Here is a 26,157-nt window from a genome sequence, read left to right on the forward strand (position 1 = left end):
GGGGGGGGAGCGCGCCGTCCGGGGCTTGCCTCGCCTTCGCCGACCGGACGCCGGGAATCCGCGACCGGGCCGACGGGGAGGGGCAGCACCGTCATGGGACGTCACAGCTTGCCCGATCGATCCGAGGCGGGCGGCAGCGGCCCCCGCCAGCGGGCCCGTCGCCGCACCGGCGCCCACCAGGACCCGGACGGCATCCCCCGCATTCCTCTCGTCACCGGGCTCCGCGAACTCGCCGGCCGGTGACCGGCCCGACCCCGGTCCATCCGCTGCTCGGCACAGCACTCAACACGCACTCACCCACCCCGGCGGCCCAGGCAGCCCCCGACCCGCATCCCCGCCCACGCCTCACCCACCTCAGGAGCGCGGGGACCTGCGCGACCAGCCCCACCGCGCCCCGCCGCGCCCCGCTCACCCCCACCGCCCCGCAGCCGGCGAGCCACCGACGGCCCGCCCGTCCCTCGCCCCACAACCGCCCGCGGGCCCTCTCACTCACCGCACGGCAGCCCCGGACGGACCGCCCCTCACCCCAGCGGCACCGGCTCGGGCAAGCCCACGGGCCAGGTGTGCACCGGCTCGCCCAGATGCATCAGCTCCGCGTACCGCCGCGTCGTCGCCGCCAGCGCCGCGTCCCGCGGCAACCCGGCCTCCACCGCCCGGTGGAACGTCGCCACCTGCCAGGACGCGCCGTTGGTCCGCCGACGGCACCGTTCCTCGATGACCCCCAGGTAGAAGTCGCGGTCGGCCGGCTCCACGCCCCATCCGTCCAGCCCGGCCTCCGCCAGCGGCAGCAGTTCGTCGCGGACAAGACTCACCGCGTCCACCTCGGCCAGCCCGCCCAGCCGTCCGCGCCGCGGCCACTGGAGCCGTGCCTCGATGCCGTACCGGCAGGCCGCGTCGAAGTTGGCCTCGGCCGCCTCGAACGGCAGCCGGGACCACACCGGCCGGGACTCCTCGGCCAGGGCCCGGACCACGCCGTAGAAGAAGGCCGCGTTGGCGACCACGTCGGTCACCGTGGGCCCGGCGGGCAGGACACGGTTCTCCACCCGCAGGTGCGGAACACCGTCGGCGATCCCGTAGACCGGCCGGTTCCAGCGGTAGACCGTGCCGTTGTGCAGGACCAGCTCGGCGAGCGACGGCACCCCTCCCGCGTCCACCACCTCCAGCGGATCCTCGTCGTCGCAGATGGGCAGCAACGGCGGGAAGAACCGCAGGTTCTCCTCGAACAGCTCGTACGCCGAACCGATCCACCGCTCCCCGAACCACGTCCGCGGCCGCACACCCTGCGCCTGGAGCTCGGGCGGCCGGGTGTCGGTGGCCTGCTGGAACAGCGGGGGCCGCGACTCCCGCCACAGCTCGTGGCCGAACAGGAAGGGCGAGTTGGCGCCGACGGCGATCTGCGCGGCGGTCACCGCCTGTGCCGCGTTCCACACCGCGGCGAAGCGGCCCGGGGTGACCTGGAGATGCAGCTGCACGGAGGTGCAGGCCGCCTCGGGCACGATCGACTTCGAGGTGCACGACAGCCGTTCGACCCCGTCGATCTCGAGGGCGAACTCCTCGCCCCTGGCGGCCACGATCTGGTCGTTGAGAAGCGTGTAGCGGTCGACGTCGGAAAGGTTCGACGACACCAGGTCGTCACGGTCGAGCGTGGGCAGAATACCGATCATCACGATACCGGCGTCGACCTCGCCCGCCTTTCGATGGGCATATGCCAGTGACGTACGGAGTTCTTCCGCGAGCTGGTCGAATACCCGGCCCCCCAACCGGTGGGGGGCTATGTTCACTTCCAGATTGAACATGGCGAGTTCTGTTTGGAAATCTCGGCTCGCGATCCTCTCCAGTACTTGCCCATTCAGCATTCTCGGCTGGCCGTCGGCGCCCGCGAGATTCAGTTCGATCTCGAGCCCCATGAGGTTCTTGGGGCGGTCGAAGCGCTTCTGGGCCAGGAGCCGCTCGAGCCCCGTCAGGCACCGCCGGAGCTTGTCCCGGTAGTGCTGACGATCGGACAGGTCGAACGCGCCTGCCACGACCTTCTCCCCCATCGAAGCGTCCCTCCTCGCGTGGGCGGGCCGGTGGTCCCGGCCGCCGGATGATCCGGGTCAGGTGGGATGATGCCCAGCCGAGCCGATCGATAACGTCCCCCGTGCCGCCCGGCGACCGCTACGCTGACCGAAAGCCACCGGCGGTGACCCCTGGCACATTCACGAGGCATGCGGCCGAAGGCCTTTTCACAGAAAAGCGAACTCGTGAAAAACGCCGACTGGAATACGCCGACCGCGCCATGTGCATAAGTCGAGGTCATCGCCGCGTACCCCGTTCTGAATCGGGATGATTCACCCCTATCGCCGACCGAATGAACCCTTGCCGGGTGTCCCGGGATCGACTAGACGAAACACAGTCTGAACACATGTCGTATAAACTCCGCGGACAAGGCAGAGAAGGTTGGCGCCCACAGTCGAAGGAGCCTGTCGTCGAGATGGCGGCAGGCCGCTCGCGCACCCCCGCACCCCCAGACTCCGGCCCCCGCCTCTCCGACCTGTTCGAGAGCTAGCTGACAGCGCCGTCCGCCCACGCCCTCGCGCCACCGTGCCTGTCGAATGAGAGGCGACCCACCATGCCTTTGCATGTCCCCCCGGCTCCCGCGCCCGCCCTTCGCTCCGTCCTCATGGCACTCGGTTCCCCCACCGCGGTCCGCGAGGCTCGTACCCCCTCCCTGCGCACCGCGCAGGGCGACGTCACTCCCGAACTCCCCCTGCCCCTGCACATCCTGGACCGGATCGCCCCCGAAGGCGTGACCGCGACCCGGCTGGCCGGCTGGCGCTTCCTGATCCGCTGCGGCGACCGCGCCGTGGCCGCGGCGGAGACCCGGCTCACCCCAGACGGCTGGGCCTTCTCGCACTTCTTCGAAGGCCCCTACATCGCCTCCACCGAACGGGCCCTGCGCCAGGCCGAGTCGACCGCCCAGCCGTTCCAGCCGCGGCTGCTCTCGGTGCCCGGGCTGTACATGCTCACCCTGTGGCTGCACGGCGACAGTTCCTCGGACGGCACCACGGGGCATCCCGCGCCGACCGACCTCCTGGTGCCGCTGGCCCCCGCGCCACCCGGGATCGCCGCGCACCGCGCACACCGGGTCGCCGAGCTGCTTCCGCTCCTCACCCTGCGCGCCACCCCCGCGCCGCCGCCGCTCCTCGGTTCACCGGCCTGACCGTTCACACTCGGCAGGCCGGACGGCCGGCCTCCTGACCCCGTACCCCGTCACCGCGGCCCCGGTGGCGGGGTACGGCACGCTCCTGCGCGATCCCGCGCCCGGGAACGGGCCGGGCGCCGTCCGGACTAGCCCTATCCGGCCACCAGGAACCACCCGAAGTGACAGTGCGGTTGAGATGAACCGCCCGCGCGGGTGATGCGTCATGAACCTGTGAGAAGCGGTGCCGCGAAATCCCTGCGGATCGACCTCCGTGGGGCAACACTGGGTTCCGACGGACTTATCACAACGGGGGGCGGCCATGAACGACGTTTCACGCCGCGGAACAGACACCACAGCCATCTCAGACCTCACGCCAGAGCGGAAGTTCCCATCCATGTGCCAGCACCAGCCACCGTGCCCGACAGCGACCTCAGCCGACCGGGAGTCCGCGCGCCTCGTGGCGCACCACCCGGAGCAGGGCTGGAGCCTGCTGTGCAACGGCGTCCTGCTCTTCGAGGACACCGGTGAGCTCCTGCCGGACGGCCGGGTCATCGCCCCCCACCGGGTCGTGACCGCCGCCTGAGCACCAGCCGGACGGCACGGGACAGCCGTCCGCGGACATGAGGGGCCGGCCCGCAAAGACCACCGCGAACCGGCCCCGACGCACGTCCAAGGCCGCTCACTGCGCGTAGTCGCCCCGTCTCGGCGTGGCCTCAACGCCCGCTACGACGGCTACCGGACCGCTCTGGAGGCAGCCGGTCCCGCCGTCGGCGAAACCCTCGTCGTGTCCGGCGACTTACGCCCCGAGCCGGGCTTCACCGGCCGCACCGCCCTGCTCGCTCCGCCCGGACCGCCGACCGCCGAGCTCGGCCGGTGACCGGATGGTGCCCGGTGCCATCGAGGCGCCGCGCCGACGCGGACTTCGGGCCCCGGCGGACATGAGCGCGGCCGGTCTCGACGAACCTTCCCGAAGTCCGTCGTCCCGCACCGCCGTTGACCGCCGCCCGCCGCCCGCCGTCCCCTCGCCGACGGGCGGCGCACTCGCCGCCGGGGGAACGGGGCACCGAACCGGTCATCCGCTCGAGCACCGAACCCCCGGCGCGGCACCTGGAGTGCCGTTCCCCTCCGCGCCGTGACCGGCCCGGACCGGCACCGTCCTAGCCGAGCGCCTCCCGGATCGCCCGGTAGGCCGGCTTCGGCACGAGCTGCTCGTCCCAGGGCAGCGCCGCACCCTCGCCGGGGAAGAACGCCGGGATCCACGAGTACTTGTCCGTGTAATCCCAGAGGGTGATGCCGACGCACCGCCGCACCGCGAGGCACGCCTCGGTCATGTCCCGATACCAGTCGGCCTGTCGGGCCAGCTTCTCGTCGGTCGCGGGCAGTTGCATCCGGACGTCGACCTCGGTGAGCGCGGTGTCCAGACCGAGCCGGGAGAAGCGGCGGAGGTTGTCCTCCAGGGTCGTCGGATAGCCGTACTGGAGGGCGAGATGCGCTTGGAGGCCGATGCCGTCGAGCGGGACGCGCTGCGCCTTCAGCTCCTCGGCCAGGGCGTAGTAGGCGTCGCTCTTCGGGCCGACGGCCTCGATGTTGTAGTCGTTGAGGTAGAGCTTCGCCTTCGGATCGGCCTGGTGCGCCCATCGCAGGGCGTCGGCGATGTATCCGGGGCCGAGGGTCTTGTAGAAGACCGTCTCGCGGTAGGTGCCGTCCTCGTTGAACGCCTCGTTGACGACGTCCCAGGCGTAGACCTTGCCCCGGTAGTGGCGTACCTCGGTCTGGATGTGGTTCTTCAGGACGGCCCGCAGCTCGTCCGCCGTCCACTCCTTGCCGGTCAGCCAGCCGGGCAGCTGACTGTGCCAGACGAGGGTGTGGGCGCGGACCTTCTGGCGGTGGGCGCGGGCGAGGTCGACGATCTCGTCCCCGGCGGCCCAGTCGAAGACGCCCTGCTGCGGCTCGGTGGCGTACCACTTCATGCCGTTGCCCGGCGTGATCATGTCGAACTCGTCGCCCAGGATCTTCGTGTAGGCGGTGTCGGTGAGTTCGGGGTTGTCGGTGGCGCTGCCGAAGTAGCGGCCGTGGCGCTGCGCGAGGTCGGCGAGGGTCGCACGCGGCTGTCCGTGCGCCGGGCCCTCGTGCGCCCGCGCGGCCGGTCCGGTGGCGACACCGGAGGCGACGAGGACGGCTGCGACGACGCCGGCGAGTCCGAGCCGGGTGCGGGCGGCGGTGCTGGGCATGGTGCGACTCCTCACGGTAGGGGTGAGCCGTACGGTCCGCGGGCGCGCGTCATCCCTTCGTGGCGCCGGCGGCGAGGCCGCCGACGAGCTGGCGCTCGGCGACGGAGTAGAACGCCAGGGCGGGCACCATGGCGAGCACGAGATAGGCGAAGACCCGCGCGTACTCGGCGGAGTACTGGCCCTGGAACTGCTGGACGCCGATCGGGATGGTCCACCAGGTGGGCTCGTTGAAGACCAGCAGCGGCAGGAGGAAGTTGTTCCAGCTGCCGACCACGGCGAGGACGGACACCGTGCCGAGGGCGGGCCTGGCCATGGGCAGCAGGATCCGCCAGAAGAACGTCAGCGGCCCGCAGCCGTCGAGGGTGGCCGCCTCCTCCAGCTCGGCGGGGATCTCCCGGAAGAACCCGCGCAGGACGACGATGGTCATCGGCAGCCCGAACGCGGCCTGCGGCAGGATCACACCGAGCGGGTTGTCCAGCAGGCCCATCGAGCGCAGCAGCAGGAACAGGGGCAGCGCCGCCACCGCGAAGGGGAACATCAGCCCCATCGTGAACAGGGTGAACAGCATCTCCCGGCCGCGGAAGGCGAACCGGGCGAAGGAGAACGCGGCCAGCGCGGACACCGCGACGACCACCGCGGTGGTGCCCGCCGCGATCAGCGTGCTGCTGCCGACGAGCTGCCAGAAGGACCCGGAGCCGAGGATGTCCGTGTAGTTGGAGGTGACCCAGGGATCGGGCAGGCCGATGGGGTTGCGGGAAAGCTGGTCGGTGGATTTGAAGCCGGACAGCACGGCGTAGACGAGCGGTACGGCCATCACCGCGCCGACGATCCCGAGGACGAGGTGCAGGGGATACGTCCGGCCGGTCCTGCGGGTGCTCCCGCCGGTCTCGCGGGTTCTCACGCGCCGCCTCCTCGCATGGTCGTGGTGGCGCCCTGAAGGTCCCGGCGGAGCACGAACCGCTGGTAGGCGAGGGCGAAGACGAGACTGATGCCGAACATGGCCACGCTGATCGCGCTGGCGTAGCCGACCTGGTAGCGCTTGAAGCCGTACTGGAACATGGTCACGGCCATCGTCTCGGAGTGGTGGTCGGGGCCGCCCGCGGTCACCACCCACACCAGGTCGAAGAGCTGGATCGAGCCGATGACCGACAGGAAGACGCTGATCCGCAGCGTCGGCGCGAGCAGCGGCAGGGTGACGTTGCGGAAGCGCTGCCAGGGACCCGCCCCGTCGATCAGGGCGGCCTCGGTCAACTCGGCCGGGATGGACTGGAGTCCGGCCAGGTAGAGCATCATGTGGAAGCCGAAGTACTTCCATGTCATGACGAGGAAGAGGGTGGCCATGACGGTGGAGGGGTCGGCGAACCACTGACCGCCCACCCCGTCCAGCCCGATCGCCCCCAGCACGTGGTCGGCGAGACCGTCGTCCGGGGCGAAGATCATGCTGAACAGCACGCCGGTGATCGCCTCGGAGAGGATGTACGGCGCGAAGAACAGCATCCGGTACACGGCCCGGCCGCGGATCTTCTGGTTGAGGGCGACGGCGAGGGCGAGGGCGAACGGCAGCTGAAGGAGAAGCGAGAGCCCGACCAGCAGCAGACAGCGCCACAGGTCGCCCAGGAACACCGGGTCCTGGAAGAGCCGGGTGAAGTTGTCGGCGCCGATGTAGTCGTCGGGCATGCCGAAGCCGCCCCAGCGGAAGAACGAGGCGTACAGCGCGAACAGCATCGGCAGCAGGACGAGCGTGCCGAAGAGCACCAGCGCGGGCACCTGGAACGCGACGGCGGTGAGCCAGTGCCGCGCCCGCCGCCGTGAACGGCCCCCGCCCGAGTGGGGAGAAGGGGGCGGCGGGCCCACGTCCGGGCCGCTGCGCTTGTCCGGAAGGAAGGTGGAGGTCATCGCCCGCTACTGCTCTTCCTTGGCGACCTTGGTGATCGACTCGGTGACCTGCTGAGGCGACTTGGATCCGGCGATGAGAGCGGCGACGCTGTCGTTGACCTCCTGGCCGAGGGCCGGCGCGTAGGCCTGGTCGAGATAGAGCTGGAAGCCGGTGGCGGCCTTCAACTGGGCTTGCACGGCCTTGATGTTGGGGTCGGTGATGGCGCTCTCGGCGGCCGGTACGACGGGCAGCACACCGGTCTTCTTGACCAGTTCGGTGTCGGTGGCGGCGGTGGCGAAGAACTCGAGGAAGTCGACGGCCGCCTGCGGGGCGTCCTTGCGCAGGGCGTGCCCGCCGCCTCCGCCGAACACCTCGGTGATCACGCCCTGGCCGCCGTCGACCGCCGGGAACGGGAAGAAGCCGAGATTCGCCCCGAGTCCCTTGCCCGCGTCGGCCTCGACCACCGGCGCCCACTGGCCCATGAGTTCCATCGCGGCCTTGCCGTTGCCCACGGCGGCGGCCTGCCCGGTGGGGCTGGAGTAGGCGGCGCCGAGGAAGCCCTTCTGGAACGGCTGGAGGTCGACGAGGTCCTGGAGGTGCTGTCCGGCCTGGACGAACCCGTCCCCGGTGAAGTCCTTGTCGTCCCCGGCCTTGCGCAGGGCGTCGACCCCGGCGGTGCGCATCGCGAGGTACGCCCAGTAGTACATGCCGGGCCACTTCTCCTTGCCCGCCAGCGCGAGCGGGGTGATCCCGGCGGACTTCAGCTTGCGCACCGCGTCGAGGAAACCGCTCCAGGTGGTCGGGGGAGCACTGATCCCGGCCTGCTTGAAGAGCGCCTTGTTGTACCAGAACCCGATCATGCCGATGTCGAACGGGATGCCGTACGCCTTCTCGTCGAGCAGGTAGGGCTCGCGGGCGACCGGGAGCAGGCCCTCGCCCCACTCCTTCGTCCGCTCCGTGAGGTCCTCGACGAGCCCGGCGTCGACCTGCTGCCGCAGAACGCCGCCGCCCCAGGTGTGGAAGATGTCGGGCAGCTTCCCGGAGGCGGTCAGCGCCGTCATCTTCGACTTGTAGGCGTCGTTCTCCAACTGCACGATCTTGACTTTCACCTTCGGGTTCCGGGCCTCGAACTGCTTGGCGAGACCGGCCCAGACGTCCTTGGTCGGCTGGGTGGTGGAGATGTTCCACCACTCGATGGTGGTCGTCCCCGACGAGCCGCCGTCCGAGTCGCCGCCGCAGGCGCTCAGCGCCGTCATGCTCAGACCGGCCGCGGCGGAGGCCGCCAGAAAGCCGCGGCGGGAGAGTGCCGGGTCGCCCATCATGCGCTCCTTGATAGATCGAAAGTTTCGAACCAGATCCAGAAAGCTTCGCTGCTGCCGCACCCTAGAGACACCCTCCGACGGGTGGCAACCCCTTGAACACAGGGAATCCGGGGGGCTTTTCACGGGAGACGGCCCAGCAAGGCCCGTCGAAACGTCGAAACATTCGGATCAATCGGCGAACCTTACGGAGCGGGCGGGGGCGACGGCCCGGCGGCCGCAAGGGAACGCAGCGGCGCGTCACGCTGCGTGTCCGCCCCCCGACCAGTCTTAACGGAAGCTTGACGCCATGCGGCCCATGATCCAGGGGCCCGGGCGTCACTCTCCGCTTACGCTGATTCCGCCGTCCGCGTGATGGCCGAAACCACACGCCGATCCGCACTTCAGGAGCGCCCGATGGCCACCACCGAGCACCCTCCTCCCGGTCGCCTGCGCGCCTGGATGCTGGAGGGACTGTCCGACATGGGCAAGGGCCACGGTCACCAGGCGGCCCCCGACACCACGGCCGCGCCCGAGCACAAGGGCCAGCGCTGGTACCGGGTGATGTGCCTGACCGGCGTCGACTACTTCTCGACCCTCGGCTACCAGCCCGGCATCGCCGCCCTCGCGGCGGGCCTGCTCTCGCCGGTGGCGACGATCGTCCTGGTGGTCGTCACGCTCGCGGGCGCCCTGCCGGTCTACCGGCGGGTCGCCGAGGAGAGCCCGCACGGCGAGGGCTCGATCGCGATGCTGGAACGGCTGCTGTCCTTCTGGAAGGGCAAGCTGTTCGTCCTGACCCTGCTCGGGTTCGCGGCCACCGACTTCCTGATCACGATCACCCTGTCCGCGGCGGACGCCTCGACCCACCTGGTCGAGAACCCGCACCTGACCGGCGTCCTGCACGACCGGCAGATGGTGATCACGCTCGTCCTCGTCGCCCTGCTGGGCGCCGTGTTCCTCAAGGGCTTCCTGGAGGCCATCGGCGTAGCGGTCGCGCTGGTCGTCGTCTATCTCGGTCTGAACGTCGTCGTGGTGGCCGTCGGTCTGTGGCATGTGGTCACCGAGGGGCACGTGGTCACCGACTGGGCCGACGCGCTGACCGCCGAACACGGCAACGTGTTCGCGATGATCGGCGTCTCCCTGCTGGTCTTCCCCAAGCTCGCGCTGGGCCTGTCCGGTTTCGAGACCGGCGTCGCGGTCATGCCGCACGTCCAGGGCGACCCGGACGACACCGCGGTGAACCCCCGGGGCCGCATCCGGGACACGAAGAAGCTGCTGACGACGGCCGCCCTGATCATGAGCGTCTTCCTGATCGCCACCAGTTTCATCACCACGGTGCTCATCCCGGAGAAGGAGTTCGAGTCCGGCGGCCAGGCCAACGGACGCGCCCTCGCCTACCTCGCCCACGAGTACCTGGGCAACGCCTTCGGCACGGTCTACGACGCGTCGACGATCGCCATCCTGTGGTTCGCCGGCGCCTCCGCGATGGCGGGCCTGCTCAACCTGATGCCCCGCTACCTCCCCCGCTACGGCATGGCCCCGCACTGGGCCCGCGCCGTCCGCCCGATGGTCATCGTCTTCACCCTGGTCGCCTTCCTGGTCACCTGGATCTTCGACGCCGACGTCGACGCCCAGGGCGGCGCCTACGCCACCGGCGTCCTCGTCCTGATGTCCTCGGCCGGCATCGCCGTGACCATCGCCGCCCGCCGCGCCGGTCAGCGGGGCTGGACCATCGGCTTCGCGGTCGTCTCGACGGTACTGCTCTACGTCACCGTCGTGAATGTCATCGAGCGCCCCGACGGCGTGAAGATCGGCGCCTGCTTCATCGCGGGGATCATCCTGGTGTCGCTGCTGTCCCGGCTGGCCCGCGCCTTCGAGCTGCGCGTGACCAGCGTGACGATGGACTCCATGGCGGAACGTTTCATCCGGGATATGGCCAGCCGCACGATTCGGTTCATCGCCAACGAGCCCGACCGGCGCGACAAGGCCGAGTACCGCGACAAGATCGAACAGATCCGGCAGGACAACGACATCCCCGGCGAGGACTTCGTCTTCGTCGAGGTCACGGTCGTCGACCCCTCCGAGTTCGAGTCGGGACTGACCGTGCGCGGCGAGGTCCTGCACAACCGCTACCGCGTCCTGACCCTGGAGTCCTCCTCCATCTCCAACGCCCTGGCCGCGCTGCTGCTGCACACCCGCGACTCCACCGGCTGCATCCCGCACATCTACTTCGAGTGGACCGAGGGCAACCCCTTCGCCAACTTCCTGCGCTTCTTCCTGTTCGGCCAGGGCGAGGTCGCACCGGTCACCCGGGAGGTCCTGCGCGAGGCCGAACCGGACCGCGACCGCCGCCCCCGCGTCCACACCGGCTGACCCCGACCCACCCCTGGCAGTCCCGGCATGCCCCCGACGCGTCGGGACGCCACCCGCGGTGTTTCGACACCGCCAGGGCGACGCACAACCGCGCATAGCGCGCACAAGGGGTCCGGCGGCCTACCGTTGACGCTCATGAGCCTGAGCATCCGCAACCAACTCCCCGGCACCGTGACCGCCGTCCATCCCGGCGAGGTGATGGCCACCGTCAAGATCCATCTGGACGGCGGCCAGGACCTCACGGCGGCCGTCACGCTGGAGGCCGTGAACCAACTCGCCCTCACCGCCGGCACCGCCGTCCACGCCCTGGTGAAGTCGACGGAGGTGTCCCTGGCCACCGGCCGGGTGGACGGCCTCTCGATCCGCAACCAGCTCGACGGCACGATCACCGGCCTCGTGACCGGCGCGGTCATGGCCTCGGTGAAGGTCTCCATGGACGCGGGGGTGATCACCGCGCTGATCACCAAGGAAGCGGCCACCGACCTGGGCCTCTTCGTCGGCTCCGACGTCGTCGTGCTGATCAAGGCGACCGAGGTGTCCCTGGCGACGGCCTGACACGCGCGAAGGCCCCCGCCCGGAACGGACGGGGGCCCTCACCCGGCGGATCAGTCCTCGTACGCGTCCAGCGGCGGGCACGAGCAGACCAGGTTCCGGTCGCCGAAGGCCTGGTCGATCCGGCGCACCGGCGGCCAGTACTTGTCGGCGGCCGACACCCCGGCCGGGAAGACGGCCTCCTCACGCGTGTACGCGTGCTCCCACTCCCCGCCCAGCGCGGCCGCGGTGTGCGGGGCGCCGTGCAGCGGGTTGTCGTCGGCCGGCCACTCGCCGGCCCCGACCTTCTCGATCTCCGCGCGGATGGCGATCATCGCCTCGCAGAAGCGGTCGATCTCGATCAGGTCCTCGGACTCGGTCGGCTCGATCATCAGTGTCCCGGCCACCGGGAACGACATCGTCGGCGCGTGGAAGCCGTAGTCGATGAGCCGCTTGGCGACGTCGTCGACGCTCACGCCGGTCGCCTTGGTCAGCGGACGCAGGTCGATGATGCACTCGTGCGCGACCAGCCCGCCCGGCCCGTTGTAGAGCACCGGGTAGTGCGGCTCCAGCCGCTTGGCGATGTAGTTGGCGCTCAGGACGGCCACCTGCGTGGCCCGCTTGAGCCCTTCGCCGCCCATGAGCCGCACGTACGCCCACGAGATCGGCAGGATCCCCGCCGAACCCCAGGGAGCCGCCGAGATCGGGCCCACCCCGGTCTCCGGCCCGGCCGCGGGCTGAAGCGGGTGGTTGGGCAGATACGGCGCCAGGTGCGACCGTACGGCGACGGGTCCGACACCCGGGCCGCCGCCGCCGTGCGGGATGCAGAACGTCTTGTGCAGGTTCAGGTGCGAGACGTCGCCGCCGAAGTGCCCGGGCTTGGCGAGGCCCACGAGCGCGTTGAGGTTGGCGCCGTCGACGTACACCTGGCCGCCCGCCTCGTGCACCTGGGCGCAGATGTCGGCGACGTGCTCCTCGAACACCCCGTGCGTCGACGGGTAGGTGATCATCAGCACCGACAGCTCGTCGCGGTGCTTCTCGATCTTCGCCCGCAGGTCCTCGACGTCGATCTCGCCGTCCTCGGCGGTCTTCACGACGACGACCTTCATGCCGGCCATCACGGCACTGGCCGCGTTCGTGCCGTGCGCGGACGACGGGATGAGGCACACGGTCCGCTGCTCGTCCCCGTTGCCGCGGTGGTACCCGCGGACGGCGAGCAGCCCGGCCAGCTCACCCTGCGACCCGGCGTTCGGCTGGAGGGACACCTTGTCGTACCCGGTGACCTCGGCGAGCCGCTCCTCCAGCTCACGGATGAGCGTCAGGTAGCCCTCCGCCTGCTCGGCAGGCGCGAAGGGGTGCAGCTGACCGAACTCGGGCCAGGTGACCGGCTCCATCTCGGTGGTGGCGTTGAGCTTCATCGTGCAGGAGCCGAGCGGGATCATGCCCCGGTCCAGCGCGTAGTCGCGGTCGGCGAGCCTGCGCAGGTAGCGCAGCATCGCGGTCTCGGAACGGTGCTGGTGGAAGACGGGGTGCGTGAGGATCGCGTCGGACCGCAGCAGCCCGGCGGGCAGGGAGTCCGCGGTGGCCGCGTCGAGCGACTCGATGTCGCCCTCCACGCCGAAGGCGGCCCAGACGGCGAGGACCTGCGCCCGGGCGGTCGTCTCGTCGCAGGCGATCGACACCTGGTCGGCGTCGACGAGGTGCAGGTTGACGCCGAGCTCCCGGGCGGCGGCGACGACCGCGGAGGCCTTCGCCGGAACCCGCACGGTCAGGGTGTCGAAGTACGACCCGTGCACGACCTCGACCCCGCCGGCCTCGAGCCCGGCGGCGAGGATCGTGGCGTACCGGTGCGTGCGCCGGGCGATCGCCCGCAGCCCGTCGGGGCCGTGGTAGACGGCGTACATGCCCGCCATCACCGCGAGCAGCACCTGCGCGGTGCAGATGTTGCTGGTGGCCTTCTCGCGCCGGATGTGCTGCTCACGCGTCTGCAGCGCGAGCCGGTAGGCCTTGTGCCCGTCGGCGTCCACCGAGACGCCCACCAGCCGCCCGGGCAGGCTGCGCGCGAACTGCTCGCGGACGGCCATGTAACCGGCGTGCGGCCCGCCGAAGCCCATCGGCACACCGAACCGCTGCGTGGTGCCGACGGCGATGTCCGCCCCCAGCTCGCCGGGCGACTTCAGCAGCGTCAGCGCGAGCAGATCGGCGGCCACGGTGACGAGCGCGCCGAGCCCGTGCGCCTGGTCGACGAGCGCCTTGAGGTCACGCACGGCACCCGAGGCGCCGGGGTACTGGACGAGCACGCCGTTGATCTCCCGGGCGGCGATCTCCGCCGGGATGCCGTCGCTCAGGTCGGCGACGACGACCTCCACGCCCGCGGGCTCGGCGCGGGTCTCGATCACGGCGATGGTCTGCGGCAGGGCGTCCGCGTCGATGAGGAAGAGGCCCTTCTTGTTCTTCCCCATGCGCCGGGACAGCGCCATCGCCTCGGCGGCAGCGGTGCCCTCGTCGAGCAGCGACGCACCGGAGGTCGGCAGCCCGGTCAGGTCGGCGACCACGGTCTGGAAGTTCAGCAGCGCCTCGAGCCGGCCCTGGGAGATCTCCGGCTGGTACGGCGTGTAGGCCGTGTACCAGGCCGGGTTCTCCATGACGTTGCGCAGGATGACGGGCGGCGTGAACGTCCCGTAGTAGCCGAGGCCGATCATCGAGTCGAGGACCTGGTTGCGGTCGGCCAGCGAACGCAGCTCGGCCAGCACCTCGGCCTCGGTGCGGGCACCCGGCAGGTCCAGCGCGTCGGCGTTCTTGATCACATCCGGGACCGCCGCGGCGGTGAGCTCGTCGAGCGAGCCGTAGCCGACCTGTGCGAGCATCTTGGCCCGCGCTTCGAGGTCGGGCCCGATGTGGCGCTGTTCGAAGGGAATTCCCTGCTCGAGCTCTGCGAGCGGAATGCGATGGGCGGTCATTACGGAGGCCTCCTGGTCTGACACGACCTTCGAGGGTCACCACGGTGGGTACCCGGACGGCCTCCCCCTCTGTCATCTCAACCTGAGAGCTTCACCGGGTCGCCCGAGGGGACCCGGCTTTCACCGTCGGTGAGAGCGGGAACCGTCGACGCCGTCGGCACCCGCCCTGCTTTCCAGAGTGACCTCGTCCGTGCGGTACGTGAGCCTGAGAGATTCCGGGGAGGATTTGCTCCTTCGGCGCCTCCGGTGATGTCCGGAGGACTCTCCCGCGCGGTGTCAGCAGCCATTGTCAGACTACCAGCGGGGTCAATGAGACTCGCTCGAGTGGCCACTCGTCCCAATGTGCTCTTTTGTAGTGCTTACGGATGAGTTGCGACCAAGTGGAGGGCCCGTGCAGACCGACATCGATCCGCGCAACCTGATCGGCCGCAAGGCGTTCGACCGCAACGGCGCCAAGATCGGTACCGTCGACGAGGTCTATCTCGACGACGCCACCGGAGTCCCGGAGTGGGCGGCCATACGCACCGGCCTGTTCTCCCGCGACGCCTTCGTTCCCCTGGAGCCCAGCCGACTGGTCGAGGGCACCCTGCACATCCCCTTCGACCGGGCCCTGATCAAGGACGCTCCCGACTTCGGCGTGGGCCGCCACCTCTCCCCGGAACAGGAACTGCAGCTCTACCACCACTACGGCCTCGACGTGGGCGCCGCTCCCCCGCTTCCGGACCACGACTTCGGCCGACTGGCGGGAACGGACGACAGCTGAGCCTTCCGTCCCTCCCCCGCTCAGCCGCCTCCGTCGCACCGGCCGTCCCGGTCGTGTGTGAGTCACGTCAGCCGCAGGCCCGTATCAGCGCCCCGAGAATCCCGGCCGGGTCGTACAACGGCCGGGCGCCGTCCGTGACGGCTCTCCGGGTGTCGGCGTCGACCGGATCGGTCCGCGCCCAGCGGACGGAACCGACGCCCACCTCGACCTCCAGCCCTGCGGCGGTCGCATACCGCCATGCGGTGACGGACCCGCGTTCCCGGATCCCGATCGCCTCCCCCAGGGCCGGCTCACGTGCCCACCCGGCGTCCTGCGCGTACCGGGCGGGCGCCGTCGACAGCACCACGAGGTTCACGTCCGAGTCGGGCCCCGCGGTCCCCCGCGCGAAGGATCCGACGAGCAGCAGCCCCACCACGTCGCTCCGGTTCCCGGCCCACCGGGTGAGCCGGTCCACCACCCGGCGCATCTCGGCCTCGCGCTCCGGCGACACCCCGGCCGGATCCGCGAACCGGCCCTCGTGCAGCTTCATGCAGCTCCCCATCCGTCACCGGTGTCACCGCACGGGACACCGCCACCGCTTCGACCCACCCCACCCTGCGAACCGCTTCACTCTGTGTAACTGATCCGCCTCACGCGGAGTTCCCGGTCTCCGCCTCCGACGCCTTCGGCTGCGTTGACGGCGCCGCCACCGCGGCCCCGCCCTCGTCGTCAGGTCTTCGTCGCACCAGCGGCAGCGGTTCCGCCGGCTCCAGCCCCGGATCGTCGGTCCGGAAGGTGCGCACCCGTCCCGGCTCCGACTCGGGCGTCTCGAACCGCACGGTGACCCGGCCCAGCCCGCTGCCCTGCACCCATCCGTGGCCGAGCTCGGCATGCCGCACATCGTGTCCCGGGCGCCACTGACGCTCGACCGGCACCGGCACCTCGCCCACGGGCTCGTCCGCGAGTTCCTCCTCGGGCCCGTCGGCCAGGTCCTCGGCGGCCTGCGCGAACAGATCCTCCTGCGTGAAGTCGGCCAGTCCGCTGACGCCCACCCCGAGCAGCCGCACCCCGCCGGTCGTGTCCACCGGGTCCAGCAACCGGGCCGCCGCCTCCCGGACCACCGCCGGATCGTCGGTGGGCCCGCGCAGGGTCTCGGACCGGGTGAGCGTGGAGAAGTCGTACCGCCGCACCTTCAGCACGATGGTCCGCCCCGACAGACCGGCGCCCCGCAGCCTGCGCACACACCGGTCCGCGAGCCGCTGCACCTCCAGCTCCACCCGGACCCGGTCATGGATGTCCACGTCGTACGTGTCCTCGACCGACACCGACTTGGCCTCCCGCTCCGCCACCACGGGCCGGTCGTCGCGGGCCAGCGCCATGGCGTACAGCGCGTGCCCGTGCGCCTTGCCCAGCAGCCGCACCAGCTCGTCCTCACCCGCCTCGGCGATCTCGTCGATCGTGGTGATCCCGGCCCGGCGCAGATGGTCCCCCGTCGCCGGCCCGACCCCCGGCAGGGTCCGCACCGACAGCGGGCCGAGCAGGGCCCGCTCGGTCCCCGGCTCGATGAGCACCAGCCCGTCGGGCTTCGCCTGCTCCGAGGCGATCTTCGCCAGCATCTTGCAGGAGGCCAGGCCCACCGAACCCGTGAGCCCGGTGACGGCCCGTATGTCGGCGCGCAGCCTGATGCCCGCCAGCCGCGCCGAGTCGCTGTCCCAGGCCGCTCCCCCGGCGTCCAGGTCCACGAAGGCCTCGTCCAGGCTCAGCGGCTCCACCAGCGGCGACAGCGCCCGCAGCAGCCCCATGACCTGTTCGCTGATCGACCGGTAGAACGCGAAGCGCGGCACCAGATAGGCGGCGTTGGGAGCCCGCCGACGCGCTTGCGCCATGGGCATCGCCGAGTGCACCCCGAAGACCCGCGCCTCGTAGGAGGCGGTCGCGACCACTCCGCGGGGTCCCAGACCGCCCACGACCACGGCTTTCCCGCGCAGACTCGGCTTGGACGCCTGCTCCGCCTGGGCGAAGAAGGCATCCATGTCGAGATGCAGGATCGTGGGCGCGTTTCTCACATGTCCGATGCTGCACCACGCCACTGACAATGACGTCGTCCAGCCGCCCTCGCGCCTCCGGCGGGGTCAGACCGCCCGGTTGCGCCGACGGGCCAGTTCGTCGGCCGGATTGTGCCCGACGAGGGTCTCCCCGGTGTCGACCCGCTCCCCGTGCAGCTGCGACAGCGCGCTCTCGACGTCCCGCCACACCACGCCCACGGCGATCCCGAAGATGCCCTGACCGCCCTGGAGCAGCGCGTGCACCTCGTCCGGCGACGTGCACTCGTAGACGGTGGCGCCGTCGCTCATCAGTGTCATGCGCTCCAGATCGCTGAAACCGCGTTCCCGCAGATGCTGCACGGCGGTGCGGATGTTCTGCAGCGACACCCCGGTGTCCAGGAAGCGCTTGACGATCTTCAGGACGACGACGTCCCGGAAGCTGTACAGACGCTGCGTGCCGGATCCGTGGGCGGGCCGCACGCTCGGCTCCACCAGACCGGTGCGGGCCCAGTAGTCCAGTTGGCGGTAGGTGATGCCCGCGGCCGCGCAGGCCGTCGGACCCCGATAGCCGATCTGCTCGGACGCCATCGACGTCGCCCCTCCGCTGCTCGGCACGGCCGCCGGTCGCTGCGGAGCGTGGTCGGTCGCGCTGGTCTGCTGGGGATACCCCCTGCTCGCGCGTGCTGGAGAGCCCGGGGAAGGGTACGGACCGCTCCCCCCGACACCGAGTCCGGGGGCACCCCCAGCCGTACCGTCGCCGCTGCTTCTCACGCCGACCTCCGTCCTTGACCTGCCTTGTCGACGGTAGGCAGTCACCAGGGGTGCGTCAACGATCGCCACACTCGGCACGCCGAGTGATAATCACCCTGAGAGTGGTTTCCCGCACCCCACCGCGGGGAAAGGCTAGCCGAATGCGCTGAGAAGTAGCCGTAGGACGCTCTCACTCGCCGTTGGCATTTGCCGAAAACAGGGCGGGCGTCCCCCCGCAGGACGCCCGCGTTCCGCGCATGTGCCGGCTACTGATTGCTGGTGCCGAAGTCCTCGGGCGAGATCTGGTCGAGAAACTCGCGGAACTTCTCCACCTCGTCCTCCTGCTCGTCCGGGATGGCGATCCCCGCGTCGTCCAGGACCGTGTCACTGCCGTAGATCGGCGTCCCCGTGCGCAACGCCAGCGCTATGGCGTCCGACGGACGCGCGCTCACCTCGACGCCGCTGGCGAAGACCAGCTCCGCGTAGAAGACGCCCTCCCGCAGGTCCGTGATGCGCACCTCGGTCAGCTCCTGGCCGACGGCCTCCAGCACGTCCTTGAACAGGTCGTGGGTCAGCGGTCGCGCGGGGGCCATGCCCTGCTGGGCGAAGGCGATCGCCGTCGCCTCACCCGGTCCGATCCAGATGGGGAGGTAACGGTCGCCTCCCACTTCACGCAGCAGCACGATCGGTTGGTTGGAGGGCATCTCGACCCGGACACCTACGACATCGAGCTCGTTCACACAGCAACCCTAGGCCGTGCCCGGGACGTTTGGGTAGTCGGGCCGGGAACGGGTGACCGATCCGCCCAGGGCGAAACCGCCCGCTCAGGGCAGTCGCACCCCGAGCGCGGTCTGCACCATGGCCGCGTGCAGGCGTACCGTCAGCCCCGCGATTTCCTTCGTACGGTCCTGCGCGTGGGCCCTGGTCTGGGGATTGCGGTGGCGCTTCAGCGGGGCCACCACCTGGTCCACGAGCCCGGCCTCACGGTCGGCCGCGGCCTTCATCACCCGCAGGTGCCGGGGCTCGATCCCGAATCTGCCCAGCTCGGCGACGAGCGCCGCCACCGTGGCCGCCTCGGCGTCGTAGATCCCGTCCTCCAGCGGCACGACGAGACCGTACGACTCCCATTCCTCGAGTTCCGGCTCGCCGATGCCCGCGGCAGCCAGCAGCTCGGACCGGCCGATCCTGGCGACGGTGGGCCCCTCCGGCGCCTCCGGAGCGACCTCGCCGTCCCGTTGCCGGCCCACGGTCGGCAGCGGCGCCGCCTCACCGCGCTCCACGGCCTCCAGGTGCTCACGGATGACCTTGAGCGGCAGATAGTGGTCCCGCTGCATCCGCAGCACGTGGCCGAGGCGCTCGACGTCCTGCACACTGAACTTCCGGTACCCCGAAGGGGTCCGCTGCGGCTCGATGAGCCCTTCCGACTCCAGGAAACGGATCTTGGAGATGGTGACTTCGGGAAACTCGTCGCGCAGCGCGTTCAGCACGGTGCCGATGCTCATCGAACCACCGTCCGCGGCGGCGGTGCCGTGTCCGACACCGCCCCTCGGTGTATGAAGCATGGACCTTCCCTGGGGAGTCCCCCCGGACGGTGCCCGGGGGCCGGTCAGTAGCCCCGCTGGCTCGCGTAGAAGACCAGCCGGTACTTGCCGATCTGCACCTCGTCACCGTTCGACAGCGGGACCTCGTCGATCCGCTCCCGGTTGACGTACGTGCCGTTCAGACTGCCGACGTCCGCCACCTTGAACGTACCGTCCGGATTGCGCCGGAACTCCACGTGGCGACGCGAGACCGTCACGTCGTCCAGGAAGATGTCGCTCTGCGGGTGACGGCCGGCCGTCGTCAGGTCGCCGTCCAGCAGGAAGCGGCTTCCCGAGTTCGGACCGCGCCGCACGACCAGCAGGGCGGAACCCAGCGGCAGCGCGTCCACCGCGGCCTGCGCCTCGGGGGAGAGCGCGGGCAGCTGCGTCTGACCGGTGACCTCGGCGTCGTAGGCCTCGAGACCGGAGATGGAGATGGTGGAGGTCGTCTCCGACGGGCGCTCGGGCGTCAGCCCGGGGCGCAGCGGCGCGCCGCAGTTGGAGCAGAAGCGGCTGTTCTCCGCGTTGCGGTTACCGCACCTCGTACACACCAGGGCCGACATGGGAGAAAACCCTCCACCCGTACTTGAGGTTGACGGTTGGCCGAAACCTATGCCGCCGGACTGGGCAGGGTCAACAGACGCCGCGCCCTGGCCTCCGGAAATGTCGCCGCCCGGACCAGCCACCTGATCCCTGAACAGCGGCCGCTGACCTTCCGCGTCAGGCTGTGCGCGATGGCGAGCGGTCGCGTTGTCGCTACCCTCTCGCGCGCTCTTGCCGAACAACTTCGCAAACAACTTCACGGGCGATTCCCCTTGACCGAAACAGACCCGCCCGTGGGGCAGGACGAACCCTGACTGAATACACCGGTCGACCCGGACACCTTCACAACGTCCGTGTCCACCAGACAGTTTCCACCACGCACCACCCGATCGGTGCGTCGACCCCCCGCAACCTCATGCCCTTGCCGGATGCCCGCCATGCACCCCCGGTTCACTGGCCCGACGACCGAGCGTAGTCAGGCTGCTTCGCCGCTCGCAAGGCATCCACGACGATCTTGTCCGACCGCTCGACGGTCACCGTGGCCTGCTCCTTCTCGAGAGTCTGCACCACTCCTCCAGGGATGTTCAGCGCCGGCTCGAGGTCCTGCGGGTTGCCGATGACCTTGAAACGAAAGGGCGTGTTGATCTTGTTCCCGTCGACGCTCACGCTCTTGCCCGAATCCGTCAGAAAGGTGTCGGCCACGACCCGCACCCCGTTCACCTGGATCGCCTCGGCCCCGGCCGCGCGCAGCTCCTGGATCGCGTCGAGCAGCATGTCCGCCTCGACCGTCCCCTTCGTGTCCGCGATGGTCATCGTGATGCCCGGACCCTGCGCAGCCACCGTGCCCGCCAGAATGCCGAGTTGTTTCTCCTTCTCGACCGTCTGCTTCCGGGCCTCCTCGGCCTGGTCGGAGCTGTTCTCCAGCTCCTGCTGCTGCTTCTCGAGCCCTTGCTTCTCGTCCTCAAGACGCTGACTGCGGTCATCGAGTTCATCGAGAATGCGAACAAGATCTTCCTGGCGCGCGCCGCGCAGCGCGTTTCCGCTGTCGCTGTTGGAGGCGACCTGCACCGCCAGGCCGAAGCCCAGCCCGAACAGCAGCAGGGCGACGATGAGTTGGGCCCGCGACACCCGCGGCGGCCACAGCCCCTGCACCATCCGCTGCCGGCCGGTCAGCGCGGGCTCGGCCGGCTTCTCGGCCGCGTCGTCCGCGGCCGGCGCCACCGGGACCTCGTCGGGCAGCTCCTTGCGGAGCCGGTACTCGGGCGTCTCGTCCTGGTTGCTCATCCGCCTCACGCCCGGAAGACGTGCCGGCGGATCGCCGCGGCGTTGGAGAAGATCCGGATACCGAGGACGACCACGACCCCGGTGGACAGCTGCGACCCCACGCCCAACTCGTCACCCAGGAACACGATCAGCGCGGCCACCACCACGTTCGACAGGAACGACACCACGAAGACCTTGTCGTCGAAGATCCCGTCGAGCATCGCCCGAAGCCCGCCGAACACGGCGTCCAACGCCGCCACCACGGCGATCGGCAGGTACGGCACGACGGCTGCCGGCACCTCGGGCTGGACCAACAGGCCGGCCACCACTCCCACGACGAGGCCCAGTACGGCGATCACGATGTGCCCTTCTCAGTCTTCGGCTGCGCTGTACGTACGATCACACTCGGTGCGGCGGGCAGCCGGACGTCGTCCGCCACGGAGATGGCCGTCCGGATGCCGTAGTTCTCCTGCAAGGCGTTCAGATACAGCCCGTCCGGGCTGTTCTGGAACCGGGTGCTCAGGTTCTTGCCGTCCCCCACCGCGAGCACCGTGTACGGCGGGACCAGCGGCTTGTTGTCGACCAGTATCGCCTCACCCGCGGCCCTGATCGCCGACAGCGCCGTCAGCCGTTGTCCGTTGATGGAGACGGCCTCGGCGCCCGATTCCCACAGGCCGTTGACCACGCGCTGCATGTCACGGTCCCGGACCCGTCCGGTGTCGGAGAAGCCGGTCGTCTCCCGCGGGTCACCGTCACCGCCCGTGCTGGCTTCCTTGGCGTCGTCCACGACCAGCTTGACGCCGGGCCCGTGCACCTCGACGGCGCCCGACAGGATGCCCACCAGATCCGCCTGGTCACCGCCGCCGCTCTGCTTGAGCGCCTCCTGCTGCCGGCTGCTCACATCGTCGCGGAGCTTGTCGACGGTGCTCTCGAGCTCGTCGGCGGCTTCGGTCTCACGATCGATACGGTCGATGAGCTCCTCGCGCTCCTTCGCGACGACCGGCGCCGCGACGCGCGCCTGCGCCGCTCCGACGGTGACCACGAGGGCCGCGAGCACCAGGCCCACGGCGAGACCCAGCTTCGCCCGCACCGTCCTGGGCAGCCCGCCGGCGCCCTCGGCCTGTTTACGGGCGGCGGCCTCGGCGTAACCGTCGTCGAGGCTGTGGTCCATGACGTTGGTGAGCAGCGACATGGACGCGTCCGGGCGCGACACGCGCGCGGGTGTGCTCCGAACGGGGGGCTGCTGCGGCATGCCGCACATCGTCGCACGTCGCGCCCAGTACCTCCGAATGGCCCTACCGGCGTGCCGGACAGGCCCCCTTGGGGACACTTGTCCGGCACGCGCGTGTGTGCGTGATTCAGCGTCCCGCGCTGTCCACGACCGCCGACCACTCGTCGAGCAGGGCCTGCGCGGACGCGTCGTCCGGCCCCTCCGCCCACAGGTGGGTGACGGCCTCGGCCGGGTCCGGCAGCACCATCACCCAGCGCCCGTCCGTCTCCACCACCCGGACGCCGTCGGTGGTGTCCACGAAGCGGTCTCCGGCCACTTCCACGACCCGCCGCATCACCAGGCCCTTGACCGCCCACGGGGTCGCCAGATCCCGCTTCAGGACGTGCGCCCGCGGAATCCGCGCGTCGATCTGGCTGAGGGTGAGCTGCGTGCGCGCCACCAGCCCGATCAACCGTACGAAGGCCGCCGTGCCGTCGAAGACGCTGCTGAACTCCGGGACGATGAAGCCGCCCTTGCCGTCCCCGCCGAAGATGGCCGTCTCGTCCCGCCCGACCCGGGTGAGGTCGTCCGGCGAGGTCGTCGTCCACTCGACCTGCGTCCCGTGGTACGCCGCCACCTGCTCGGCGATCCTCGTCGTGGTCACCGGCAGGGCGACCCGCCCGCTGCGCCGCTCCGCGGCCACCAGGTCGAGCAGCACCAGGAGCGCCCGGTCGTCCTCGATGATCCGGCCCTTCTCGTCGACGAGCGAGAGCCGCTCACCCACCGGGTCGAACCGCACGCCGAACGCGGCCCGCGACGAGGCCACGATCTCTCCCAGCCGGACGAGCCCGGAACGCCGCTGGTCGCTCGTCTCCGTCGGCCTGGCCTCGTTCAGACCGGGGTTGACGGTCAGCGAGTCCACCCCGAGCTTCCCGAGGAGGCTCGGCAGCACCAGCCCGGCACTGCCGTTCGAGGCGTCCACCACGACCTTCAGACCGGACTCGGCGATGCCTGTCGTGTCCACGTTCCGCAGCAGCGACCCGGTGTACGAGTCGAAGACGCTGGCCGGGAAGTGCAGGTCGCCGATCTCTCCGGGGAACGCCCGGCGGTACTCCTGCCGCGCGAACACCCGGTCCAGCTTGCGCTGACTGCCCTGCGACAGGTCCGCGCCCTGGCCGTCGAAGAACATGATGTCGACGGAGTCCGGCACCCCGGGTGAGGTCCGGATCATGATGCCGCCGGCACTCCCCCGCGCCGTCTGCTGCCGCGCCACGGGCAGCGGTACGTTCTCCAGGTCCCGTACGTCGATGGCACTGGCCTGCAGCGCGGAAATGACCGCCCGCTTCAGCGCACGGGCACCACGCGAATGGTCTCGGGCCGTGGTGACCGTGGACCCCTTCTTCAGGGTCGTGGCGTACGCGCCCGCGAGGCGGACGGCGAGCTCGGGCGTGATCTCGACGTTCAGGATTCCGGACACCCCACGAGCGCCGAACAGGTGCGCCTGCCCACGGGACTCCCAGATCACCGAGGTGTTGACGAATGCGCCGGCCTCGATGGTCTTGAAGGGATAGACCCGCACGTTGCCCTGCACGATCGATTCTTCACCGATCAGGCATTCGTCACCGATGACGGCGCCGTCCTCGATCCGGGCCGCTCGCATGATGTCGGTGTTCTTCCCGACGACACAGCCGCGGAGATTGCTGTGCTCACCGACGTACACGTTGTCGTGCACGACGGCCTTGTGCAGGAAGGCACCGCTCTTGACGACCACGTTGGAGCCGATGACGGAGTGTTCGCGGATTTCCGCGCCGGCCTCCACCTTCGCGTAGTCCCCGATGTAGAGAGGGCCGCGCAGAACGGCGTCGGGATGCACCTCGGCACCCTCGGCCACCCACACGCCGGGCGAGATCTCGAAACCGTCGATCTCGACGTCGACCTTGCCTTCGAGCACGTCGGCCTGGGCCTTCACGTAGCTCTCGTGCGTGCCCACGTCCTCCCAGTAGCCTTCGGCGATGAAGCCGTAGACCGGCTTCCCCTCCTTCATCAGCTGCGGGAAGACGTCTCCGGACCAGTCGACGGGCACATCGGCCTCGACATAGTCGAAGACCTCCGGCTCCATGACGTAGATGCCCGTGTTCACCGTGTCCGAGAAGACCTGGCCCCAGGTGGGTTTCTCGAGGAAACGCTCGACCTTGCCCTCTTCGTCGACGATGGTGATGCCGAATTCCAGCGGATTGGGCACACGCGTCAGACAGACGGTGACCAGGGCGCCCTTTTCCTTGTGGAAGTTGATCAGCTCGGTGAGGTCGAAGTCAGTGAGGGCATCACCGGAGATGACGACGAAGGCGTCGTCCTTCAACGCCTCCTCGGCGTTCTTGACGCTTCCGGCGGTACCGAGTGGCTTCTCCTCATTGGCATAGCTGAGCTCCATTCCGAGCTCTTCGCCGTCACCGAAGTAGTTCTTGACCAGCGACGCCAGGAACTGAACAGTTACGACGGTCTCGTTGAGCCCATGCCTTTTGAGCAGCCTCAGAACGTGCTCCATGATCGGCCGGTTGGCCACCGGCAGGAGCGGCTTGGGCATGCTCGAGGTCATAGGGCGAAGGCGCGTGCCTTCGCCTCCGGCCATCACGACGGCCTTCATGTCGGAAGCGTCCTCCTATAGAGACGACTGTCTAGCCGACTTCACCCATCCAGATTGTCCCGCACTTTTCGTCCGCGGGCCATCGAGCCACTGCGAAGCTGCCAATCGGCGAGGTCAGTCGGCCACGGCGTCCGCACGAACCAGGCGGCGGACCTGTACCACATAGAGGACTCCTGCCCACCAATAGAGCGTTGTACCCCATCCGGCGAACGCCCATCCGAAAATGGCAGCGAGTGACGCCAGCCAGCCGCTTCCGTCACTGAGCAGCAGCAGCGGGAAGGCGTACATCAGGTTGAAGGTCGCGGCCTTCCCCAGGAAGTTCACCTGCGGCGGCGGATAGCCGTGCCGCCTGAGGATGGCGACCATCACGAGCAACAGCAGCTCGCGGGCCAGAAGTACAGCCGTCAACCAGACAGGGAGAATCTCCCGCCAGGTGAGACCGACCAGGGTCGAGAGAATGTAGAGCCGGTCCGCAGCAGGGTCGAGGAGCCGGCCGAGGCTGCTGATCTGGTTCCAGCGCCGGGCGAGCTTGCCGTCCAGATAGTCGGTGATCCCGCTGAAGGCCAGCACGAGCAGCGCCCATCCGTCGCTCTGCGGGCCTCCGAACTCAGGCCGGAGGATCAGCCACAGGAACACGGGTACGCCGACGAGACGCGCCATGCTGAGGATGTTCGGGATGGTGAGGACCCGGTCTGTCTGGACGCGGGTCTCCTGGACCTCCACCCGGGGGCCTCCAGTAGGAAATGAGCCAACGATGCCCCCTGACCTTACCCCAACGCAAAAAAGCTCTGGCTCTTGGGCTGTATGCCCAAGAGCCAGAGCTCTAAAAGGAGTTCGGCGGTGTCCTACTCTCCCACAGGGTCCCCCCTGCAGTACCATCGGCGCTGTGAGGCTTAGCTTCCGGGTTCGGAATGTAACCGGGCGTTT

At 69.8% G+C, this 26,157-nt stretch carries 23 protein-coding genes, 1 rRNA gene and 1 riboswitch; of the genes, 6 read left to right on the top strand and 18 right to left on the bottom strand.

Features of this window, described 5'->3' with window-relative positions; genetic code table 11:
* Positions 1–108 precede the first annotated feature (108 nt).
* Positions 109–243 (top strand): hypothetical protein, encoded by a 135-nt coding sequence (locus tag J2X68_RS31395; RefSeq protein ID WP_310435979.1) that lies wholly within the window; start codon positions 109–111, stop codon positions 241–243.
* A gap of 278 nt (positions 244–521) precedes the next feature.
* On the opposite strand, the gene J2X68_RS31400 is transcribed toward J2X68_RS31395, so the two are convergent.
* On the bottom strand, positions 522–2,039 hold the full coding sequence (locus J2X68_RS31400; protein WP_310435980.1) for a glutamate--cysteine ligase: 1,518 nt from the start codon (positions 2,037–2,039) through the stop codon (positions 522–524).
* A gap of 572 nt (positions 2,040–2,611) precedes the next feature.
* Here J2X68_RS31400 and J2X68_RS31405 point away from each other — a divergent pair.
* Together J2X68_RS31405 and J2X68_RS31410 are read left to right on the top strand one after the other, a co-directional pair.
* Positions 2,612–3,202, top strand: a complete 591-nt coding sequence (locus tag J2X68_RS31405; RefSeq protein WP_310435981.1) for a hypothetical protein — start codon at positions 2,612–2,614, stop codon at positions 3,200–3,202.
* A 376-nt stretch (positions 3,203–3,578) separates the two neighbouring features.
* Positions 3,579–3,767 carry a DUF5999 family protein gene (locus J2X68_RS31410; RefSeq protein WP_057580598.1) on the top strand — a complete coding sequence of 63 codons (189 nt, stop codon included), beginning with the start codon at positions 3,579–3,581 and terminating at the stop codon, positions 3,765–3,767.
* Between the two features lie 574 nt (positions 3,768–4,341).
* Here the strand turns inward: J2X68_RS31410 and J2X68_RS31415 are convergent.
* From J2X68_RS31415 to J2X68_RS31430, 4 genes are all read right to left on the bottom strand, one after another.
* Entirely contained in the window at positions 4,342–5,415 is a 1,074-nt protein-coding gene (locus tag J2X68_RS31415) for an endo-1,4-beta-xylanase (RefSeq protein WP_310435982.1), read from the bottom strand.
* A 49-nt stretch (positions 5,416–5,464) separates the two neighbouring features.
* Positions 5,465–6,229 (bottom strand): carbohydrate ABC transporter permease, encoded by a 765-nt coding sequence (locus J2X68_RS31420; RefSeq protein ID WP_310436004.1) that lies wholly within the window; start codon positions 6,227–6,229, stop codon positions 5,465–5,467.
* An 83-nt stretch (positions 6,230–6,312) separates the two neighbouring features.
* Positions 6,313–7,311, bottom strand: coding sequence for a sugar ABC transporter permease (locus J2X68_RS31425; protein ID WP_310435983.1), 999 nt, complete (start codon positions 7,309–7,311; stop codon positions 6,313–6,315).
* A gap of 6 nt (positions 7,312–7,317) precedes the next feature.
* Positions 7,318–8,610 carry an extracellular solute-binding protein gene (locus J2X68_RS31430; RefSeq protein ID WP_310436005.1) on the bottom strand — a complete coding sequence of 431 codons (1,293 nt, stop codon included), beginning with the start codon at positions 8,608–8,610 and terminating at the stop codon, positions 7,318–7,320.
* A gap of 396 nt (positions 8,611–9,006) precedes the next feature.
* On the opposite strand from J2X68_RS31430, the gene J2X68_RS31435 reads away from it, so the two are divergent.
* Both J2X68_RS31435 and J2X68_RS31440 read left to right on the top strand, forming a co-directional pair.
* Positions 9,007–10,962 (top strand): amino acid transporter, encoded by a 1,956-nt coding sequence (locus tag J2X68_RS31435; protein WP_310435984.1) that lies wholly within the window; start codon positions 9,007–9,009, stop codon positions 10,960–10,962.
* Positions 10,963–11,097: 135 nt separating this feature from the next.
* Complete coding sequence (locus J2X68_RS31440; RefSeq protein WP_310435985.1) at positions 11,098–11,517, top strand: TOBE domain-containing protein; 420 nt, start codon at positions 11,098–11,100, stop codon at positions 11,515–11,517.
* Positions 11,518–11,567: 50 nt separating this feature from the next.
* Here J2X68_RS31440 and gcvP read toward each other — a convergent pair whose 3' ends face one another.
* Positions 11,568–14,453: an aminomethyl-transferring glycine dehydrogenase gene (gene gcvP / locus J2X68_RS31445; protein WP_310435986.1), complete on the bottom strand. Its 2,886-nt coding sequence runs from the start codon at positions 14,451–14,453 to the stop codon at positions 11,568–11,570.
* A gap of 183 nt (positions 14,454–14,636) precedes the next feature.
* Positions 14,637–14,732, bottom strand: a riboswitch (glycine riboswitch).
* Between the two features lie 112 nt (positions 14,733–14,844).
* Between gcvP and J2X68_RS31450 the strand changes: the two genes are divergently transcribed.
* Positions 14,845–15,216, top strand: a complete 372-nt coding sequence (locus tag J2X68_RS31450) for a PRC-barrel domain-containing protein (RefSeq protein WP_310435987.1) — start codon at positions 14,845–14,847, stop codon at positions 15,214–15,216.
* Between the two features lie 67 nt (positions 15,217–15,283).
* On the opposite strand, the gene J2X68_RS31455 is transcribed toward J2X68_RS31450, so the two are convergent.
* The 12 genes from J2X68_RS31455 to rrf form a co-directional block, all read right to left on the bottom strand.
* Positions 15,284–15,745, bottom strand: a complete 462-nt coding sequence (locus J2X68_RS31455) for a nucleotidyltransferase domain-containing protein (RefSeq protein ID WP_310435988.1) — start codon at positions 15,743–15,745, stop codon at positions 15,284–15,286.
* Positions 15,746–15,845: 100 nt separating this feature from the next.
* Positions 15,846–17,261, bottom strand: coding sequence for a DNA polymerase IV (locus J2X68_RS31460; RefSeq protein ID WP_310435989.1), 1,416 nt, complete (start codon positions 17,259–17,261; stop codon positions 15,846–15,848).
* A gap of 66 nt (positions 17,262–17,327) precedes the next feature.
* Positions 17,328–18,011: a MerR family transcriptional regulator gene (locus tag J2X68_RS31465; RefSeq protein WP_310435990.1), complete on the bottom strand. Its 684-nt coding sequence runs from the start codon at positions 18,009–18,011 to the stop codon at positions 17,328–17,330.
* 245 nt (positions 18,012–18,256) lie between these two features.
* The gene (locus J2X68_RS31470; protein WP_004934251.1) at positions 18,257–18,730 is read right to left on the bottom strand and encodes a bifunctional nuclease family protein; all 474 of its coding nucleotides are present in this window, start codon (positions 18,728–18,730) and stop codon (positions 18,257–18,259) included.
* Between the two features lie 84 nt (positions 18,731–18,814).
* Entirely contained in the window at positions 18,815–19,552 is a 738-nt protein-coding gene (locus tag J2X68_RS31475; protein WP_310435991.1) for a MerR family transcriptional regulator, read from the bottom strand.
* 44 nt (positions 19,553–19,596) lie between these two features.
* A complete protein-coding gene (locus J2X68_RS31480; protein WP_310436006.1) occupies positions 19,597–20,481 on the bottom strand; it encodes an FHA domain-containing protein in 885 nt (294 codons plus the stop codon).
* An 82-nt stretch (positions 20,482–20,563) separates the two neighbouring features.
* On the bottom strand, positions 20,564–21,397 hold the full coding sequence (locus tag J2X68_RS31485) for a DUF881 domain-containing protein (protein WP_310435992.1): 834 nt from the start codon (positions 21,395–21,397) through the stop codon (positions 20,564–20,566).
* A 5-nt stretch (positions 21,398–21,402) separates the two neighbouring features.
* On the bottom strand, positions 21,403–21,735 hold the full coding sequence (locus tag J2X68_RS31490) for a small basic family protein (RefSeq protein ID WP_020133151.1): 333 nt from the start codon (positions 21,733–21,735) through the stop codon (positions 21,403–21,405).
* Entirely contained in the window at positions 21,732–22,637 is a 906-nt protein-coding gene (locus J2X68_RS31495) for a DUF881 domain-containing protein (RefSeq protein WP_310435993.1), read from the bottom strand. The genes J2X68_RS31490 and J2X68_RS31495 overlap by 4 nt, the downstream gene beginning before the upstream one ends.
* A gap of 97 nt (positions 22,638–22,734) precedes the next feature.
* Positions 22,735–25,230, bottom strand: a complete 2,496-nt coding sequence (locus tag J2X68_RS31500; RefSeq protein ID WP_310435994.1) for a mannose-1-phosphate guanyltransferase — start codon at positions 25,228–25,230, stop codon at positions 22,735–22,737.
* A gap of 114 nt (positions 25,231–25,344) precedes the next feature.
* Positions 25,345–25,953 (bottom strand): CDP-alcohol phosphatidyltransferase family protein, encoded by a 609-nt coding sequence (locus J2X68_RS31505; RefSeq protein ID WP_310435995.1) that lies wholly within the window; start codon positions 25,951–25,953, stop codon positions 25,345–25,347.
* A 109-nt stretch (positions 25,954–26,062) separates the two neighbouring features.
* Positions 26,063–26,157 (bottom strand): 5S ribosomal RNA (rrf, locus tag J2X68_RS31510); the annotation flags it as partial.

This window comes from Streptomyces sp. 3330, assembly GCF_031456635.1.
Lineage (GTDB): Bacteria > Actinomycetota > Actinomycetes > Streptomycetales > Streptomycetaceae > Streptomyces.

Coding starts and splice junctions, on each gene's coding strand:
- J2X68_RS31400 (WP_310435980.1), bottom strand. CDS start 2,039: ATGGGGGAGAAGGTCGTGGCAGGCGCGTTCGACCTGTCCGATCGTCAG.
- J2X68_RS31405 (WP_310435981.1), top strand. CDS start 2,612: ATGCCTTTGCATGTCCCCCCGGCTCCCGCGCCCGCCCTTCGCTCCGTC.
- J2X68_RS31410 (WP_057580598.1), top strand. CDS start 3,579: ATGTGCCAGCACCAGCCACCGTGCCCGACAGCGACCTCAGCCGACCGG.
- J2X68_RS31415 (WP_310435982.1), bottom strand. CDS start 5,415: ATGCCCAGCACCGCCGCCCGCACCCGGCTCGGACTCGCCGGCGTCGTC.
- J2X68_RS31420 (WP_310436004.1), bottom strand. CDS start 6,229: ATGGCCGTACCGCTCGTCTACGCCGTGCTGTCCGGCTTCAAATCCACC.
- J2X68_RS31425 (WP_310435983.1), bottom strand. CDS start 7,311: ATGACCTCCACCTTCCTTCCGGACAAGCGCAGCGGCCCGGACGTGGGC.
- J2X68_RS31430 (WP_310436005.1), bottom strand. CDS start 8,610: ATGGGCGACCCGGCACTCTCCCGCCGCGGCTTTCTGGCGGCCTCCGCC.
- J2X68_RS31435 (WP_310435984.1), top strand. CDS start 9,007: ATGGCCACCACCGAGCACCCTCCTCCCGGTCGCCTGCGCGCCTGGATG.
- J2X68_RS31440 (WP_310435985.1), top strand. CDS start 11,098: ATGAGCCTGAGCATCCGCAACCAACTCCCCGGCACCGTGACCGCCGTC.
- gcvP (WP_310435986.1), bottom strand. CDS start 14,453: ATGACCGCCCATCGCATTCCGCTCGCAGAGCTCGAGCAGGGAATTCCC.
- J2X68_RS31455 (WP_310435988.1), bottom strand. CDS start 15,745: ATGAAGCTGCACGAGGGCCGGTTCGCGGATCCGGCCGGGGTGTCGCCG.
- J2X68_RS31475 (WP_310435991.1), bottom strand. CDS start 19,552: ATGCTTCATACACCGAGGGGCGGTGTCGGACACGGCACCGCCGCCGCG.
- J2X68_RS31485 (WP_310435992.1), bottom strand. CDS start 21,397: ATGAGCAACCAGGACGAGACGCCCGAGTACCGGCTCCGCAAGGAGCTG.
- J2X68_RS31495 (WP_310435993.1), bottom strand. CDS start 22,637: ATGTGCGGCATGCCGCAGCAGCCCCCCGTTCGGAGCACACCCGCGCGC.
- J2X68_RS31500 (WP_310435994.1), bottom strand. CDS start 25,230: ATGAAGGCCGTCGTGATGGCCGGAGGCGAAGGCACGCGCCTTCGCCCT.